This is a genomic window from Bordetella genomosp. 2, assembly GCF_002261345.1.
Classification (GTDB): Bacteria; Pseudomonadota; Gammaproteobacteria; order Burkholderiales; family Burkholderiaceae_B; genus Bordetella_A.
In genome coordinates, this window is the sequence record NZ_NEVT01000002.1 from 280,090 (window position 1) to 296,738 (window position 16,649).

Sequence of the window (16,649 nt, forward strand, 5' to 3'; positions counted from 1 at the left end):
GCTCTCCGACAGTGCCTGCCCTGGCGTTGTAGTGTTCATGGGCGGGTCTTGATGATTTGTTGCGCCTGCAGCGCCTGGATCTCGGCGGGGCTCATGCCCAGTTCGCGCAGCACGGCCTCGGTGTCCGCGCCCAGGTCGGGGCCGCTGTGGCGGATGTGGCCCGGCGTGCGCGACAGCTTGGGCACCACGCCGGCCTGCGTGGTGTGGCCCAGCGAGGCATGCGGCACCTGCACCAGCATGTCGCGCTCGGCATAATGCGGGTCGTCGTAGATGTCGGCGATGGTGTAGATGCGCGAGGCCGGGATGGACTCGGCGATCAGCAGCTGTTCGAGCGACGCCGCGTCGTGCTGGCGCGTCCACTCGCCGATGATGGCGTCCAGCGCGGCCATGTTCTGCCGTTCGCCGCGCGCGCGGATGGTGGCGAAGCGCGGGTCGGCGAGCAGTCCGGGCTGGCCCATGGCATGCGCGAGCCGGCTGAAGACGAGGTTGCTGTTGGCGGCGATCAGCACCCACGCGCCGTCGGCGCTGGGGTACAGGCTGTTGGGCGCCATGGTGGGCAGATTGGGTCCGACCCGTTTCGGCACGAAGCCCAGCTTCTCGAACGCCGGGACGTACGGTTCCATCTGGCTGAACGCGGTTTCGTACAAGGCCGCGTCCACGACCTGGCCCAGGCCGGTGCGGCTGCGTTCGTGGATGGCCATCAGCGCGCCGAAGGCCGCGTACACGGCGGTCAGGTAGTCGGTGGTGGCCAGCGCGACGCGCGCCGGCGGCCGGTCCGGGTCGCCGGTCATGTGGCGCACGCCGCCGAAGGCCTCGCAGATGGCGCCGTAGCCCGGCCGGCTGGCGTAGGGGCCGTCCTGCCCGTAGCCGCTGATGCGCACCATGACCAGGCCCGGGTTGCTGGCCGACAGGGTCTCGTAGTCCAGGCCCAGGCGCTCCATGACGCCGGGGCGGTTGTTCTCGACCAGGATGTCGGCGCGGTCGATCAGGGCGCGCGTGATGGCGCGGCCCTGCGCGGATTTCAGGTCCAGCGCCACCGAGCGCTTGCCGCGCAGGATGGTGGCCGCGTACAGCGAGACGTCCTCGACGTGCTTGCCCATCTGGCGCACGCCGTCGCCTTCCAGGGGTTCGACCTTGGTGACTTCGGCGCCGAAGTCGGCCATCAGGCGGGCGCAGGCCGGCCCGGCAATGGTGGAGCAGATCTCCACGACCTTGAGGCCCGCCAGCGGGCCGGGCGAGGCAGCGGTCATGCGCGTCTCCGTGCGGGTTCCTGGGCGCTTTCGGAAAGGCGCCGCACGACGGCGCGGCCGGATTCCTCGACCCGCTGGCGCGAGATGGCGATATACGTCTTGGTGTCGCCGCGTTCCAGCGCGTCGAGGCCCTTGCGCCACAGCGCGGCCGACGCCTGGCGGCGTTCGATGGGCGCCAGGCTGATGTACGAGTAGCGCAGCGTCTGCAGCGACAGGGCGGTGAGCATCTGGGTCAGCCGCTGGTTGTCGCAGTTGCGCACCGACAGGATCGACAGCCGGTAGGAGGTTTCGGCGTATTGGCCGCGGTCGTCGGCGATGCGGGCCAGGGTTTCGAGTTTTTCGACTCCGGCGCGCAGGGTGGCCAGGTATTCGGGGCTGTGGTTGGCGGCGATTTTGCGGGCGACGATTTCGAGCAGGCCGACGCGGATCTCGAAGATCTCGCGCACTTCGTCCAATGTCAGGTCGGTGACTACCGCGCCGCGGCGCGGATAGATGGTGGCCAGGCCTTCGCGTTCGAGGATGCGGATGGCGTCGCGCACCGGGCCGCGGCTGACGTGGAACGAGTCCGCCAGGCGCTGTTCGTTCAGGGCTTCGCCGGGTCGCAGCTTGCCCTTGATGATGGCGTCGCCCACTTGCGCGGCGATCTGCTCCGGCACGGTGAGCGTGGGCGTGTTCTGGCGGCCTTCGAACAGGCGGAAGGCTACGGCGTTTTCGAGGTCGGTGAGCAGCTGGCTGGGTCTGGGCACGGCGGGGATGCGGGTCAGGTTACTGAGGGTGATGTTAGAGCACAATTGGATTGTTAACAATCCTACGATTTTTTGGGGATGGCTTGGGGAGGCTGGATGTATGGCCGTTTTGAGTTCTTGAGACGCCCGCGCCTGCCGGGGAGGCCCGGGCGGCCACGTCGCTCGGCTCGGGCGCGCCCCCAGGCGCCCTCGGCCCCCTGCGGGGGCTCCCCTCGCTCCAACTGGCCGCCCGGGCCTCACCGGCAGGCGCGGGCTCGCAATATCTCGGGTTCGGGTCTTATGGCTTGCGTCGGCTTCCAGGTGTCAGACACCCCTGGGTCAGTGGTGCAGGTAGGCGGGAATGCCGCAAGGGGTGTCTGACACCTACGCGCAGGGTCGTGTCCGTAGGTTTATGCCTTGCGTCGGCTTTCAGGTGTCAGACACCCCCTGGGTCAGCGGCGCAGATAGGTGGGGGTGCCGCAAGGGGTGTCTGACACCTATGCGCAGGGTCGTGTCCGTAGGTTTATGCCGTGCGTCGGCTTCCAGGTGTCAGACACCCCTGGGTCAGTGGGGCAAATAGGCGGGAGTGCCGCAAGGGGTGTCTGACACCCACCGCGCAGCATCGCCGTCCACCACCAACGTGCAATGCCTTGCAGCGGACCGGACGCATGCCGCGGCTGTGAGTCCTGGGCGGGGCTGGCAGTGCGGGCCGGCCAGTTGGAGGGAGGGGAGCCCCCGCAGGGGGCCGAGGGCGCCTGGTGGCGCGCCCGAGCCGAGCGATGTGGCCGGCCCGCACTGCCAGCCCCGCCCAGGACGCCCTACGAGCAAGCCCCCGTCCTATAAGAGAAGACAACACCAAGAAAACCACCAAAACCCCAGCCAAGAGAAACCCACAATTGATATTGATTATTATTTACTGTCATGTGACAATCCCACTTGCTCCAGGATCAGAGCGGCCTGAGCAGAGTCTTGAAGTGATTCGCCCCGGCCTGGCCGGGGCTTCTTTTTTCGCGGCCGTTGTCGCGTCCACCGCGTGGCCGCCGCCGGGTTGAACCGGGGCCGTATCCCGGTCTAAGCTGAAGACTGGCTATCGACCGCGGCGCGTCCGATCCGCATGGCAGCACCTGGAACCGCGCGCCGCAAGGAGAGCAGCATGCGGCATGCAACAGACCTGTCCGGGCGCGTGGCCATTGTCACCGGCGCCAACTCGGGTATCGGGCGCGGCATCGCGCTGGAACTGGCGGCGGCCGGGGCGAAGGTGGTGGTGAACCACCGCCCCAACGACGACTCGACCCGGCGCGGCCTGGAAGTGGTGGACGAGATCGCGCGCGCGGGCGGCGTCGCGGTGGCGGCGGCGGCCGACATCAGCCGCGAGGATGACGTCGCCCAGTTGTTCCGCGCGGCGCACGACCACTTCCAGGGCGTCGATATCCTGGTCAACAACGCCGGCATCGAGCAGCCGGCGCCCATCCAGGACATGACGCTGGCCCAGTGGCAGAAGGTCATCGACGTCAACCTGACCGGCCAGTTCCTGTGCTCGCGCGCCGCCGCGCGCGCCTTCCTGGAGCGCCAGCCGCGGCCGCCCGCCGATGCCGCGGCCGGCAAGATCATTTTCATCAGCTCGGTCCACGAAGTCATTCCGTGGGCATTCCAGGCCAACTACGCGGCCTCCAAGGGCGGCGTGTCGCTGCTGATGCAATCGCTCGCGCAGGAACTGGCGCCGATGAAGATCCGCGTCAATTCGGTGGCGCCCGGCGCCATCCGCACGCCGATCAACGCGCCGGCCTGGAACACGCCGGACAGCCTCGCGGCGCTGCTCAAGCTGATCCCCTACGGGCGGATCGGCGAGCCGGAGGACGTGGCGCGGGCCGTGGCCTGGCTGGCCAGCGACGACTCGGACTACGTGACCGGTTCGACCTTGTTCGTCGACGGCGGCATGACGCTTTATCCCGCGTTTCGCGGCGCGGGCTGAGCGCGATGTCCAAGCCGCTGGAAGACTACGGACTCATCGGCAACATGCTGTCGGCCGCCCTGGTGGCGCGCGACGGCTCGATCGACTGGCTGTGCCTGCCGCATTTCGATTCGCCCGCCTGCTTCGCGGCCCTGCTCGGCGACGAGCGCCATGGGCGCTGGCGCATTGCGCCCGGGCAGGCGGGCGGCAGGGTGGCGCGACGCTACCTCCCCGACACCGCCGTGCTGGAAACGCGCCACGAGACCGCGACGGGCGTGGTGCGCGTGTACGACTTCATGCCCTTGAGCGACGAAGAAGAGCGCGTCGACGTGGTGCGCATCGTGCGCGGCGAATCGGGCCGGGTCGACATGCACATGGAACTCACCCTGCGCTTCAACAATGGGCAGGCGGTGCCATGGGTGCGGCGGCGCGATTACGGCCTGAGCGCGATCGCCGGCCCCGATGCCGTGGAGCTGCACACCGCCGTCGCGCTGGAAGGGCGCGACATGACCAGCGTGGCCGACTTCACGGTACAGGAAGGCCAGACCGTGCCGTTCACGCTGTCGTATCACCGCTCGCACCGCACGCCGCATTTCGTGCCGGACCGGCTCGAGAGCATGGACCGCACCATCGCCTGGTGGCACGAGTGGGCCAAGCGCTGCCGCTGGGAAAACGGACCCGGCGCGCACCGCGACGCGGTGGTGCGGTCGCTGATCACGCTGAAGCTGCTGACCTTCCAGCCCACCGGCGGCATCGTCGCGGCGCCCACCACCTCGCTGCCTGAACAACTGGGCGGCAGCCGCAACTGGGACTACCGCCATTGCTGGCTGCGCGATTCGGCGCTGACCCTGTACGCGCTGCTCAACGCCGGCTATCGCGAAGAGGCCGAGGCCTGGCGGCAATGGCTGCTGCGCGCGGCGGCCGGGCATCCCAACCAGTTGCAGATCATGTACGGCATCGCCGGCGAGCGCTGGTTGCCGGAGCACGAGGTACCCTGGCTGCCGGGCTATGAGGGCAGCCTGCCGGTGCGGCTCGGCAATGCCGCGGCCGGGCAGATGCAGCTCGACGTCTACGGCGAATTGATCGAGACCCTGCACACGGCGCGCGAGGCCGACCTGGCGCCGCTGGCCGAGGCCTGGCGTCTGCAGAAAGTGCTGCTCAAGCCGCTGGAGGACCTGTGGCGCGAACCCGACCATGGCATCTGGGAAATGCGCGGGCCGCGCCGGGCGTTCACGCATTCGCGCCTGATGTGCTGGGTGGCGATGGACCGCATGGTCAAGTCGTGCGAGCGCTTCAAGCTGGAAGGCCCGGTCGAGCGCTGGCGCGGCCTCGCCGCGGAGATCCGCGCGGATATCTGCGCCAATGGCTACGACAGCGCGCGCAACACCTTCGTGCAGTATTACGGCGGCGCCGCGCTGGACGCCAGCCTGTTGCTGATTCCCCAGGTGGGCTTCCTGCCCGCCGACGACCCGCGCGTGGTGGGCACGGTGCAGGCCATCACGCGCGAATTGCTGCGCGACGGCCTGCTGCTGCGCTATTCGACCGAGCAGAGCGACGACGGCTTGCCGGGCGAGGAGGGCGTGTTCCTGGCGTGCAGCTTCTGGCTGGCCGATGCCTACATCATGCAGGGGCGGCTCGACGATGCGAACCGCCTGTTCGATCACTTGCTGTCGCTGCGCAACGACCTCGGCCTGCTGGCCGAGGAGTACGACGTGGTGCGGCGGCGCCTGGTCGGCAATTTCCCGCAGGGGTTTTCGCACATCGGCCTGGTCAATACGGCTTACAACCTCAGCGCCGCCGGCGGGCCGGCGCGCCAGCGCTCGTCGCGCGAAGCGCCGCACGATTGACGGCGGCGCCGCGCGCTCCTATTGCGGCTGGATGCCGGCGGCGGTGACGATCTCGCGCCACTTGCGGCCTTCCGATTCGGTGAAACGGGCGAAGGCCTGGGGGTCGGAGCCCACCGGCTTGGCGCCCAGGCTGGCGTACTGGCGCATCAGGTTGGGCTGCCGCAGGGCGCGCGCCGCGTGTTCGGACAGCTTGGCGACGATGTCGGGCGGCGTGCCGGCCGGAGCCCACAGGCCGTACCAGGTGCTGATGTCGAAGCCGGGATAGCCGGATTCGGCCATGGTGGGCACGTCGGACAGTTCATCGACCCGCTGCGCGGTCGTGACCGCGACGGCGCGCAACTTGCCGGCCTTGATGAACGGCATGGCCGAGGGCATCGAGTCGAACATCAGCTGGATCTGCCCGCCCACCAGGTCGGTCAGGGCGGGGGCGCTGCCCTTGTAGGGCACGTGCTGCATCGACAGGCCGCTGCGCACCTTGAACGACTCGCCGGCCAGTTGCTGGGCCGATGCCGTGCCCGCCGAGCCGAAGTTCAGCGGCCGGGTCTTGCCCAGCTTCTCCAGGTCCTGCACCGTGCGCACGCCGGACGCCGCGGGCACCACCAGCACCAGCGGCACGTCGGCCAGTTGCGTGATGGGCGCGAAGTCCTTGAACGAGTCGTAGCGCATCGACTTGTACAGATAGGGGTTGATGACGTGCAGCGAGGCGTTGGCCAGGAAGGTATAGCCGTCCGGCTTGGCGCGCGCCACCAGGTCGGCGCCGATCATGCCGCTGGCGCCGGGCTTGTTCTCGACCACGACATTCTGGCCGATGGTCTTGGACATCTCGGCCGCGACCAGCCGCGATACGGTGTCGGTGGGGCCGCCGGGCGGGTAGGGCACCACCATGGTGATGGGGCGGTCGGGGAAGGCGCCGGCGTGCGCCGGCGCGGCGGCCGCCAGGCAGGCGACGGCCGCGCAGGCCGCCGCGCACCGGCTGGCGCGCAGGAAGTGTTGCAGGGCAAGCATGGGGTGTCTCCTAGTTTATTTTGAGAGCCACCTTGCCGATGACGCGTCGGGATTCCAGCGCGTCCAGCGCGGCGGCAAGTTCGGCGGCCGGATACACCGCCGTGACAGCCGGCCGGATCCGCTCGTCGCGGGCCCAGTCCAGCAGGGTGCCCATGGCGCGTTGCAGCGCCGGGGCATGTACGATGCGTTCGTCGGCCGGGGTCCAGCCCAGGTAGCGTCCGAAGAAGAAGCCGTGCAGCGCGATGTTCTTGACCAACAGCAGGTTCAGCGGCGCCGCCGGCACCCGGCCGCTGGCAAAGCCGATCGACAGCATGCGGGCATTGGCGGCCGCGGCGCGCACGCTGTGCTCGAAGGCCGCGCCGCCGACCGGGTCGAACACGATATCGGCGCCGCGCCCGCCGGTCGCGGCCTTCACATGGGCCGCCAGGTCGGCATCGGCTGCCAGCGCAAGGGCGGCGCCGGCAGCCAGCGCCGCCTGGCGCTTTTCAGCGGTGCTGGCGCAGGCGATGACGACGGCGCCGGCCTGGCGGGCGATCTCGACCGCCGCCAGCCCGACTCCCGACCCGGCGCCCAGGACCAGCACGGTTTCGCCCGGCTGCATGCCGGCGCGCCACAGCAGCGCGGTGTAGGCCGTGCCGTACGAGATCGGCACCGGCAGCGCCGCCAGCGCCGGCAACTGGTCCGGCACCGGGTACACCGTGTATTCCGGCAGGGTCAGGCGTTGGGCGTAGCAACCCCAGCGGGCCACCGCGACCACGGCGTCGCCGGGCGCCAGCCGGGTCACGCCGGCGCCACGCGCGATGATCCGCCCCACGGCCTCCGTCCCGGGCACGAACGGCAGGGGCGGGCGGCTCTGGTAGCTGCCTTCGATCAGCAGCCGGGTGGCATGGCTGACGCTCGCGTAGTCGATCTCGATGGTGACTTCGTGCGGGCCGGGCGCGGGGGCGTCGGCGATCTCGCGCAGCGCGACGTCCGCCACCGGGCCATGCCGCTCGCATACCAGGGCGCGCATCATGCGGGCTCCTGCGCGGCCTGCCGCACCACCCCGGCCTGCACCAGGGCCTGTATCTCGGCGTCCTCGATGCCCCAGTCGGCCAGGATCTGTTCCGAATGCTGGCCGATGGCCGGCGCGGGCGCCAGCGTGCGCCCAGCCGCCAGCCCGGGCACGCGCGCATAGGGCAGCGGCGCGCCGCCCGGCTGCGCGAGCGGCTCCAGCAGGCCCAGGTGCACGGCCTGCGGGTGGGCGGCCAGGTCGTCGTAGTCGCGCACCCGCGCGTGCAGGGCTTGCTCGCGCGCCAGCCGCTCGACCCAGTGGTCGGTCGGCTGGCGGCGCAACTGGGCGGCGATCTCGTGGTGCAGGGCTGCGCGCCGGGCCATGCGCCCGGCGTTGTCCGCGTAGGCCGGGTCGGCCAGCCATTCCGGCCGGTCCAGCGCGCGGCACAGGCGCGCGAATTGGTCGTTGTTCAAGGCCAGCAGCGACAGGCGGCCGTCGGCTGTCTCGAAGACGCCGTTGGGGGCGCTGACCGGCCCGGCCACGCGCGCGCCGGCCATGTGGTAAGCCAGGATATCGTTGGCCTGCAGCGCGGCGCAGGCCTGGAACAGGCTCAGTTCGACATGGGTGCCGCCGCCGCCGCGCGCCTGGCGGTACAGCGCCGCGCTGGTGGCCTGCACGGCGTACAGGGCGGTGGCGATGTCGGCCATCAGCAGGCCCAGGCGGCGCGGCTCGCCGTCCGAGGAGCGGTTGGCGAACATCAGGCCGCTGTCGGCCTGCATGACGGAGTCGGATGCGGGCGCGTCGGCGCACGGGCCATCCTGGCCGTAGCCGCTGATGGACACATACACCAGCCCGGGCCGTTCGGCCGCCAGCTCGGCGTAGTCCACGCCGATACGCGCCGCCACGCCGGGGCGGAAGTTCTGGATCACCACATCGGCCTGGCGGGCCAGGCGCCCCAGCGCCGCGCGGCCCCGGGGCGTGCGGGCATCCAGGCAGAGGCCGCGCTTGCCGGCGTTATAGGCGATCGACAGCGCGCTGTGCCCGTCGCGCACGACGCCCACGTGCCGTCCCCAGTCGCCGTCCGGCGGCTCCACCTTGACCACGTCGGCGCCCTGCTGCCACAGGATCTGTGCGCAATAGGGCCCGGCAATGCCCTGGCTGATGTCCAGGACGCGCAGGCCCGCGTAGGGCAGGGGAAGGGAAGCGGGCGGGGCAACAGGCATGGACGGTTCCGGCGGGGGGAGTGGGTGTATCCACCGATGGTAGGCAGCCCCTCCGGGTTCGACAATCCACCAGTTTGTGCCTGGAATGGTGAACCATGTTTGACAATGAGCCCGATCTGAACCTGGTGCGGCTGTTCGTGGCGATGGTCGAGTCGCGCAACTTGAGCGAGGCCGCGCAGCGTTGCGGCATGACGCGCTCGAACATGTCGCACCGCCTCAAGCGCCTGGAGCTGGCCCTGGGCGCGCAACTGCTGCGCCGGACCACGCGCCACGTCGAGCTGACCCAGGCCGGCCGGCTGCTGTACCAGCACGGCGTGCGGCTGCTCGACGAGATGCGCGCCGCGCGGTCGTCGATCGACAGCCTGGGCGGCACGGTGCGGGGCGACGTGCGCATCCGCCTGCCCACCGGCCTGGGGCACCTGTACCTGGCGCCCGTGCTGCTGGAGTTCACCCGCCGCTATCCCGATATCGCCTTGCGCGTGCATATCAATGACAACATCGGCGACCTCGTGTCCGCCGAAGTCGACCTGGCGCTCAAGATCACCTCGGCGCCGCCGGAAGACCATGTCGCGCGCCGCCTCTGCGCCATCCAGTGGTGCCTGTGCGCGACGCCGGGGTTCCTGCTCGACGGCCGGCCGGTGCGTACGCTGGCGCAATTGGGGCGCTGTTCGATGATCGCGCCGCAGTCGCTCGGACGCCGCTTCGATCTACGGCTCAAGCCCGCCCATGGCGATCCGCTCATCCTGCGCGTGGCGCCGCGCCTGCAGTCGGGCGACTACCCCTTCCTGCGCGACGCCGTGCTGGCGGGGCTGGGCGTGGCGCTGCTGCCGCGCTACGCCGTGTGGACCCAATTGCGCGACGGGCTGTTGACGGAAATCCTGCCCGAATTCGAACCGGAAGGCGTCGGCAATGCGGTGTACCTGCTGACCGCGCCCAACCGCTTTCCGTCGATGGCCACCCAGGCCCTTGCGGGGTTCGTGCGGGAACAGATCGAACGGCACCAGGGGGACTGGCGGCGGCCCGCCCGCCCTGGCGCGCCGTGACCGGCTGGTTCAGCGCTGCGGCGTATATTGCAGTTCGTCCACCGCGTACCCCTGCGCGCGGGCGACCCCCAGCGCCTGTTCGAGCAGCTCCGGCGGCAACTGGGGCGCGCGCGCCAGGATCCACAGCGCCTTGCGGTCGGGGCTGCCCACGACCGCCCAGCGGTACTCGCCGTCCAGGCCGATGACCCAGTAGTCGCCGGCCGGCTGCAGGAACGGCGCCTGGTACTGCGCGCCGGCGGCGTCTTCGGCCCGGGTGGCGGTGCCGGAGACGGCGGCGACGCTGCCGTCCTTGGCGCGGCAGCGGTTGTTGATGTGCAGGCCGCCATTGGGGGCGGGCGTGTACTCGACCGTGGCGTCGCCCACGCAGGCGCGCTGCAGCGCCGACGGCAGCCGGGCGATCTCGTACCATTTGCCGGCATAGCGCTGGATGTCCAGCTGGTCGACGGCCCGCGGCGCGGGCGCGGCGGCATGCGGGGCGCCGGCCGCGCAGCAGGCGGCGAGCAGGGACAGGGCGAGGGTGCGTAGCATGGCAGGCCTCCTGGCAGAGGACGGCGCGCCGCGCCGGGGCGCGGGGCGGCGCGCGCAAACCTCAACGATACGCCTTTGCGGGGCCCGGCGGGCCCCCGGGTCAGGCCGGCCGGGGCGCCTTCAGCGCGGCGTGGTAGCGGGCCACGTAGGTATCGAAATCGACATCGTCGTTCTGTTCCAGCCGCGCCTGTTCGGCGCGAGACTGGCGCGCGGCGTCGGCGTAGGCCTGCGCCACCTCGGGCGGCAGGGCCTGGGCCCGCAGCGCCGCGGCGTGTTCGCGGCTGCGGCGCAGGGAATAGGCGTGGAACGATTCCCCGTGGTCGCGCAGGTCGGCCAGCAGGCGGGCCGACGGCGTCGCGTCGGGGTGGTCGAGCTTCTCGCGCTGGGCTTGCACGGCGCGCGCATAGGCGTCGCCGCCCAGCGCCTGGTCGTAGAGCGCCGCGTAGGGCTCGATCTGGTCGAGCAGCTGGTGGCCCCAGGGCGCCACGCCGATCGCGGCGCCGTCGCGGTCGAGCAGCAGGCCGGGCTTGCGGCCTTCCTTGACGACGACCGAGAAATTGTCGACGCTGCGCTGGCAAAAGCCGTTTTCCGGGAAGTACGGGCTGTCCGAGGCGGCACAGAAGAGCAGGAAGGCGTCCATGAAGCGCGCCGTCTCGGGCGCGATGCCGGCCGGCTGCTGGGGATCGATATCGAGGCAGCGGACCTCGACGTACTGCACCCCGCGCTCGGCCAGCGCCGTGACGGGGCGCTCGCCGCGCCCGGTGGTGCGCTTGGGCCGGATGCTGGAGTAGTACTCGTTCTCGATCTGCAGCACGTTGGTGTTGAGCTGGATCCATTCGCCGTCGCGATGCGTGCCGATGGCCTGGTAGTCGGGCCACGGCTGGGTGACGGCGCCGTACAGCCGGGCTAGGAAGGTGGCCAGGTCGTTGTAGCAGAGCTTGAGCTGCGACTGGGCCTTGTTCTGGTAGCCCAGGTCGCTCATGCGCAGGCTGGTGGCGTACGGCAGGTAGAGGGTGTCAGCGTCGAGCGCCTGCAGCAGGTGCTCGCGCCCGCCCATGAAGCTGCGCGACAGCGCCGGCGCGGCGCCGAACAGGTACATCAGCAGCCACGAATAGCGCGTGAAGTTGCGGATCAGGCCGATATAGCCGCGCGAGCGGCGGTCTTGTTCGGCGGCGGTGGCGGGGTCGAGCAGTTGCCAGAGCGCGTCGGGCAGCGAGAAGTTGTAATGCACCCCGGCGATGCACTGCATGGCCTTGCCGTAGCGTTCCGCCAGGCCGCGGCGGTACACGTGCTTGAGCATGCCGGTATTGGAGGTGCCGTACCAGGCGATGGGAATGTCGCGCTCGGGCGGCAGCGCCGCCGGCATGGACTGGTTCCAGATATATTCGCCGTCCAGCACGCTGTAGACGAACCGGTGGATGTGCTCCAGTTCGGCCAGCAGCGGCTCGACGCGGTCATGCGTGCCCGTGATGAGTTCCAGCAGCGCTTCGGAGTAGTCGGTGGTGACGTGTTCGTTGGTGAGCGCGGAGCCCAGCCCGGCCGGGTGCCCGGTGAGGGCCAGGGCCCCTTGCGCGTCGACCCGCAGGCCCTCTTTTTCGATACCGCGCAGGGTCTGGGCGAGCAGGGCGGGATGGGCTTGTAGACGGGCCAGGCGGTCGGCGGCGGTATCGGTCACGGTCATATGGATATTCTGGGATTGACGCCGGATTTTACGGGTTGCCGGGCATTCCTGCCGAGGGAGCCTGCACCGGCGCCAGGGGCAATTGGTCAAACGGAGGGGATATTCCGATGAGCGACAATGCGCGCTTGTCCTGTCTGATTCCCAAGCGGAGAGTTCCCGCCATGATTTCCAGCCTGCTGCGCCGGTTGCGCGCGCAACTGCCATGCCTGGCGGCCGTCCTGCTGTTGCTGGCGGCCTGCACCCCCAGTTACAACTGGCGCGAGATCGAGGTGGCCGACGGCCACGCGCGCGCGGCCTTCCCGGCGCGGGTGCAGAGCGAGACGCGCGACATCGAACTGGGCGGCCAGACGCTGCGTTTCACCCTGACGATGGCGGAGGTCGACGGCGCCATGTTCGCGGTCGGCCGCGCGCCCCTGCCGCCCGCCGTGGCGGCCGATCCCCAGGCCCGCGACGCGCTGGGCCGCGCGCTGCGCCAGTCGCTTTATGCCAACTTGAAGGCCCGGCCGCCCGAGCCGCTGCCCGGCTACGGCGACGAGATCGTCGTGCACGGCCAGGCCGGGCAGCAGCCGGGATGGCTGATGGCGCGGGTATGGCTGACCGACACCATGCTGATCGATGCGGTGGCCGCCGGCACCGAGCAAAGCCTGCCGCGCGAGCGCGCGCAGGAGTTCGTGCGTTCGGTGAAGCTCAGGAAATGAACGACGGCAGCAGGCCGTGCTTGAGCGCCTGGGCGACGGCGGCGCGGCGGTTGTAGACCCCCAGCTTGCCGCAGGCGTTGCCGACGTGGAAATTGACGGTGCGTTCGCTGACGCCCAGGATGATGCCGATCTCCCAACTGGTTTTTCCCATCGCGGCCCAGTGCAGGCACTCGACTTCGCGCTTGGAAAGAGGTTTGGATGGCATGGCGGCGTCTTGCGTGAAAGAGGCGGGCTGGATGGCTCGTGGCGATTCTCCACGCCGTAAAAACGCGTTCAAGCTTCCATGCGCAATCGCATTGAATCGGCAATTTGGCTTGTAATAGTCGTGCGCCTCAGCCGGCGCTTTGCGCGAACAGGCCGCGCAGGGTGCTGGTGATGGCGAGCTTGCCATGGCGGCGGCGCTCCAGCATGCCGACGCGCCGCATGATGGGCGGCCCCGGCAGCGGCTTTGCCGTCAATTGCTTGCGGGCGCGCCAGTCGGCGTTGGCCAGCAGCGGCACCACGGCCACGCCGTAATCCTGCCGCACCAGTTCGGCGATCGCCTCGATGGAGTTCAGCTCGAGGATGATGCCGGGCGAGGCGCCCTGCCGCGCCAGGGCTTCGGTGATCAGCCGGCCGGTCCAGAGCGAGCGGTCGAACTGCAGGAACGGCTCGCTGGCCAGCAGGCTGGCGACCGATTTGCGGCGCAGGCGCGCGGCGGCGATCAGCACCAGCGGTTCTTGGTACAGCGGCGTCCAGACCAGCGCCGGCTCGACCCCGTGGGGCGGCTCGGTGACTACGGCGGCATCGAGCTCGCCGCTGGCCACCCGCGCCGCGAAATCAGCCGACTGGCCGGCCAGCAAGGTAATGCGCAGGGCGGGGTAGTCGCGCTTGATGCGGGCCAGCACCGTGCCGAAAGTGCCCATCAGCGACGACACCAGCGTGCCGATGCGCAGGCTGCCCCGCAGCGCGTCGCCGCTCTGGGCCAACAGCTGTTCGTAGCGGGCCACCAGGTCTTCGAGCTCGGCCAGGATCTGGCGGCCATGCGCGGTGGGCACGGCCGCCTGCGCGCGCCGCTCGAACAGCTGCGTATCGAGCTCGCTTTCGAGATTCTTGATCTGCAGGCTGACGGCGGCCTGCGTCAGGCCCACCTGCCGGCCGGCGGCCACGAAGCTGCCCAGCCGGGCGGCGGCCAGGGCGGTGCGGAACTGGCGGATCGATGGCATGGCGGCGACTATATAAGTAAAACTTGGTCTATCAAAAATAATTAATAGTTTTACTTCTGTCAAAGCCCGCGGCACTATCGAGAGCATTGCTTCCTCTGCGGTTTCATGGGCATGTCAGATCAGCATCCGAGCTTGGGCGTACTGCAGGTCAGCGTCTGGCGCGGCGGCGCGCATGGCGAATTCCAGCAATTCGAAGTGCCGCGCCGCGACAGCCAGACCGTGCTGGACGTCGCCACCCATATCCAACGCCACCTGGACCCCACGCTTTCGTACCGTTATGCGTGCCGGGTCGGCATGTGCGGCTCGTGCGCCATGACGGTCAATGGCGTGGCCCGCTGGACCTGCCGTACCCACGTGGCGCGCGTCGCGCGCGCCGGCCGCATCGAGCTGGCGCCGCTGGCGAACCTGCCGGTGGTCAAGGACCTGGTGACCGACATGGCGCCGTTCTTCGACAAATGGCAGCGCGCGCAGGGCCGCTACGCCGGCGCGACCGGACGCCACGATCCAGTGGCGCGGGTCGATCCGGCATCGCCCGCGCGCCGCGCCGCCGACGCCGGCATCGAATGCATCGGCTGCGGCGTCTGCTATGCCTCGTGCGACGTGGTGAGCTGGAAGCCGCAATTCCTCGGGCCGGCCGCCCTCAACCGCGCCTGGACGCTGGTCAATGACGAGCGCGACACCGCTGGCGCGCGGCGCCTGGCGGCGGTGGCCGGCGACGCGGGCTGCCATGCCTGCCATACGCAGGGTTCCTGTACGGTGCGGTGCCCCAAGGGCATCGCGCCCACCGCCGCCATTGCCGGACTCAAGCGCGTCACCGCGCGCGCGGCGCTGCGCGGCGAGCTGGACGGCACCGAAGATACCGTCCAGGACCGTGCCGGGCGCGACGCAGGCGTGTCGGAGGTCCTGCCATGAGCGCGGCGCGCGCCGCCCGGCGCTGGTACTGGCAGCGGCTCAGCGCGATGGCGCTGGCGCTGTTCGTGCTGGTCCACCTGGCCGTCGTCATGCTGGCGGTGCGCGGCGGCCTGAGCGCCGCCGAGATACTCGGCCGCACGCGCGGCAGCCTGGCCTGGATGGCCTTCTATGGCGTGTTCGTCGCGCTGGTGGCGCTGCATGCCGCCATCGGCCTGCGCAACGTGCTGGACGAATGGACGCCCACGCGCCGGCTGGCCGGCGTGCTGGGCGGCGTGGCCGCCTTACTGCTGCTGGCGCTGGGCTGGCGGGCGGTGGCGGCGGTGACCTGGGGAGGCTGACATGCGCCGCAACGACACGCGCGCCCGCGCGCACCCCAGCTGGCTGGCGTTCGCCGTGCATCGCATTTCCGGCCTGCTGCTGCTGGCGTTCCTGCCGGTGCATTTCTGGACGCTCGGCCTGGCGCTGCAGGGCGAGGCCGCGCTCGACGGCGCGCTGCGCTGGTACGAGGCCCCCGTGTTCAAGTTCGGCGAGTGGGCGCTGGTGCTGTGCCTGGCGGCGCACCTGGCCGGCGGCCTGCGCCTGCTGTGGATCGAGTTCGCTCCCTGGCGCGGCCTGCGGCTGCGCTGGATCGCCGCCGGCACGGCCGCGTCGCTGGCGGTGTCGTTGCTGTTCGTGGCCAACATGCTGAGTTGAATCATGCCAGACATCGATTATGCGCAGGTCGAGGAGGCCGCGCGCGAACTGTATATCCGCGCGCTCAAGCGCCTGCCGGACGACATCAAGCAGGGCTTCGGACGCCTGCGGGCCGCCGAGTCGTCGGCCCGCGCGCAGGCGATCCTGGACACCATGACCACCAACATCGCGGTCGCCGAGGAGCGCGACAACCTGTTGTGCCAGGATACCGGCATCCCCATCTACAACGTGCTGGTAGGGCGCCGCGTGGGGCTGGACGGCTGGCGGCTGAAACAGGCGATCCGCGCCGGCTGCGAGCGCGCCACGCGCGAACACCCGCTGCGTTCCAGCGTGGTGCACCCCATCAGCCGCAAGAACGACCACACCTCGTGCGGGCCGGGCGTGCCGGTCATCCATGTGGATTTCTGCGCCGAGGACGACCGGCTCGAAATCGAGATGATCCCCAAGGGCAGCGGATCGGAAAACAATTCGTTCCTGCGCATGGCGATCCCGGCCGAGGGCCTGGACGCGGTCAAGACCTTCGTCGTCGACTGCGTGATGCAGGCCGGCGGCAAGACCTGTCCGCCCACCATCGTGGGCGTGGGCGTGGGAGGCACGTCGGACCTGTGCGTGCACCTGGCCAAGCAGGCGGCGACCCGGCCGCTCGGCTCGCGCTGCGCCGACCCGCTGGGCGCGCAACTGGAGCAGGAGCTGTCCGCCGCGGTCAACCAGCTGGGAGTCGGGCCGCAAGGGCTGGGCGGCGATGCCACGGCGTTCGCCGTGCACATCGAGCTGGCCGCCACGCACATCACCATGAACCCGGTGGCGGTCAACATGCAGTGCCATTCGGCGCGCCGCGCGCGCGCCACGTTCACGCCCGGCGGCGTGCAGTACGGCTTCTGAGCCTTCGACCCG

17 protein-coding genes are annotated in these 16,649 nt (G+C 70.2%); 8 read left to right on the plus strand and 9 right to left on the minus strand.

Annotated elements, in window-relative coordinates:
- Positions 1–35: 35 nt before the first annotated feature.
- Both CAL24_RS01860 and CAL24_RS01865 read right to left on the minus strand, forming a co-directional pair.
- Positions 36–1,250, minus strand: a complete 1,215-nt coding sequence (locus CAL24_RS01860) for a CaiB/BaiF CoA transferase family protein (protein WP_094805573.1) — start codon at positions 1,248–1,250, stop codon at positions 36–38.
- Complete coding sequence (locus CAL24_RS01865; protein WP_028354660.1) at positions 1,247–1,996, minus strand: GntR family transcriptional regulator; 750 nt, start codon at positions 1,994–1,996, stop codon at positions 1,247–1,249. The genes CAL24_RS01860 and CAL24_RS01865 overlap by 4 nt, the downstream gene beginning before the upstream one ends.
- Positions 1,997–3,128: 1,132 nt before the next feature.
- Here CAL24_RS01865 and CAL24_RS01870 point away from each other — a divergent pair.
- Entirely contained in the window at positions 3,129–3,947 is an 819-nt protein-coding gene (locus CAL24_RS01870) for a glucose 1-dehydrogenase (protein ID WP_028355054.1), read from the plus strand.
- A gap of 5 nt (positions 3,948–3,952) precedes the next feature.
- Positions 3,953–5,773, plus strand: coding sequence for a glycoside hydrolase family 15 protein (locus CAL24_RS01875; RefSeq protein WP_094805575.1), 1,821 nt, complete (start codon positions 3,953–3,955; stop codon positions 5,771–5,773).
- Between the two features lie 18 nt (positions 5,774–5,791).
- Here CAL24_RS01875 and CAL24_RS01880 read toward each other — a convergent pair whose 3' ends face one another.
- Genes CAL24_RS01880 through CAL24_RS01890 form a run of 3 tightly spaced genes read right to left on the minus strand, consistent with a single transcriptional unit; the run spans position 5,792 to position 8,995 of the window.
- Entirely contained in the window at positions 5,792–6,778 is a 987-nt protein-coding gene (locus CAL24_RS01880; RefSeq protein ID WP_094805576.1) for a Bug family tripartite tricarboxylate transporter substrate binding protein, read from the minus strand.
- A gap of 10 nt (positions 6,779–6,788) precedes the next feature.
- Positions 6,789–7,790 (minus strand): NADPH:quinone oxidoreductase family protein, encoded by a 1,002-nt coding sequence (locus tag CAL24_RS01885; protein ID WP_028355051.1) that lies wholly within the window; start codon positions 7,788–7,790, stop codon positions 6,789–6,791.
- A complete protein-coding gene (locus CAL24_RS01890) occupies positions 7,790–8,995 on the minus strand; it encodes a CaiB/BaiF CoA transferase family protein (RefSeq protein ID WP_094805577.1) in 1,206 nt (401 codons plus the stop codon). The genes CAL24_RS01885 and CAL24_RS01890 overlap by 1 nt, the downstream gene beginning before the upstream one ends.
- A gap of 95 nt (positions 8,996–9,090) precedes the next feature.
- Between CAL24_RS01890 and CAL24_RS01895 the strand changes: the two genes are divergently transcribed.
- On the plus strand, positions 9,091–10,038 hold the full coding sequence (locus CAL24_RS01895; RefSeq protein ID WP_094805578.1) for a LysR family transcriptional regulator: 948 nt from the start codon (positions 9,091–9,093) through the stop codon (positions 10,036–10,038).
- 9 nt (positions 10,039–10,047) lie between these two features.
- Here CAL24_RS01895 and CAL24_RS01900 read toward each other — a convergent pair whose 3' ends face one another.
- Both CAL24_RS01900 and gshA read right to left on the minus strand, forming a co-directional pair.
- Entirely contained in the window at positions 10,048–10,566 is a 519-nt protein-coding gene (locus CAL24_RS01900) for a lipocalin family protein (RefSeq protein WP_028355048.1), read from the minus strand.
- Positions 10,567–10,666: 100 nt separating this feature from the next.
- Positions 10,667–12,241 (minus strand): glutamate--cysteine ligase, encoded by a 1,575-nt coding sequence (gene gshA, locus CAL24_RS01905; RefSeq protein WP_028355047.1) that lies wholly within the window; start codon positions 12,239–12,241, stop codon positions 10,667–10,669.
- 167 nt (positions 12,242–12,408) lie between these two features.
- Between gshA and CAL24_RS01910 the strand changes: the two genes are divergently transcribed.
- Positions 12,409–12,945, plus strand: a complete 537-nt coding sequence (locus tag CAL24_RS01910; protein WP_094805579.1) for a hypothetical protein — start codon at positions 12,409–12,411, stop codon at positions 12,943–12,945.
- On the opposite strand, the gene CAL24_RS01915 is transcribed toward CAL24_RS01910, so the two are convergent.
- Positions 12,935–13,150: a helix-turn-helix domain-containing protein gene (locus tag CAL24_RS01915; RefSeq protein WP_028355045.1), complete on the minus strand. Its 216-nt coding sequence runs from the start codon at positions 13,148–13,150 to the stop codon at positions 12,935–12,937. The two genes, CAL24_RS01910 and CAL24_RS01915, sit on opposite strands and share 11 nt — an antisense overlap.
- Before the next feature lie 127 nt (positions 13,151–13,277).
- Positions 13,278–14,150: a LysR family transcriptional regulator gene (locus CAL24_RS01920; protein WP_170947014.1), complete on the minus strand. Its 873-nt coding sequence runs from the start codon at positions 14,148–14,150 to the stop codon at positions 13,278–13,280.
- A 111-nt stretch (positions 14,151–14,261) separates the two neighbouring features.
- Here CAL24_RS01920 and CAL24_RS01925 point away from each other — a divergent pair, with 111 nt between their 5' ends.
- Genes CAL24_RS01925 through CAL24_RS01940 form a run of 4 tightly spaced genes read left to right on the plus strand, consistent with a single transcriptional unit; the run spans position 14,262 to position 16,637 of the window.
- Positions 14,262–15,062, plus strand: coding sequence for a succinate dehydrogenase/fumarate reductase iron-sulfur subunit (locus tag CAL24_RS01925; RefSeq protein ID WP_028355043.1), 801 nt, complete (start codon positions 14,262–14,264; stop codon positions 15,060–15,062).
- On the plus strand, positions 15,059–15,400 hold the full coding sequence (locus tag CAL24_RS01930; RefSeq protein ID WP_028355042.1) for a succinate dehydrogenase: 342 nt from the start codon (positions 15,059–15,061) through the stop codon (positions 15,398–15,400). The genes CAL24_RS01925 and CAL24_RS01930 overlap by 4 nt, the downstream gene beginning before the upstream one ends.
- 1 nt (position 15,401) lies before the next feature.
- Positions 15,402–15,755 carry a succinate dehydrogenase gene (locus CAL24_RS01935; protein WP_028355041.1) on the plus strand — a complete coding sequence of 118 codons (354 nt, stop codon included), beginning with the start codon at positions 15,402–15,404 and terminating at the stop codon, positions 15,753–15,755.
- Between the two features lie 3 nt (positions 15,756–15,758).
- Positions 15,759–16,637 (plus strand): fumarate hydratase, encoded by an 879-nt coding sequence (locus tag CAL24_RS01940; RefSeq protein ID WP_028355040.1) that lies wholly within the window; start codon positions 15,759–15,761, stop codon positions 16,635–16,637.
- The last annotated feature ends 12 nt before the right edge of the window (positions 16,638–16,649 follow it).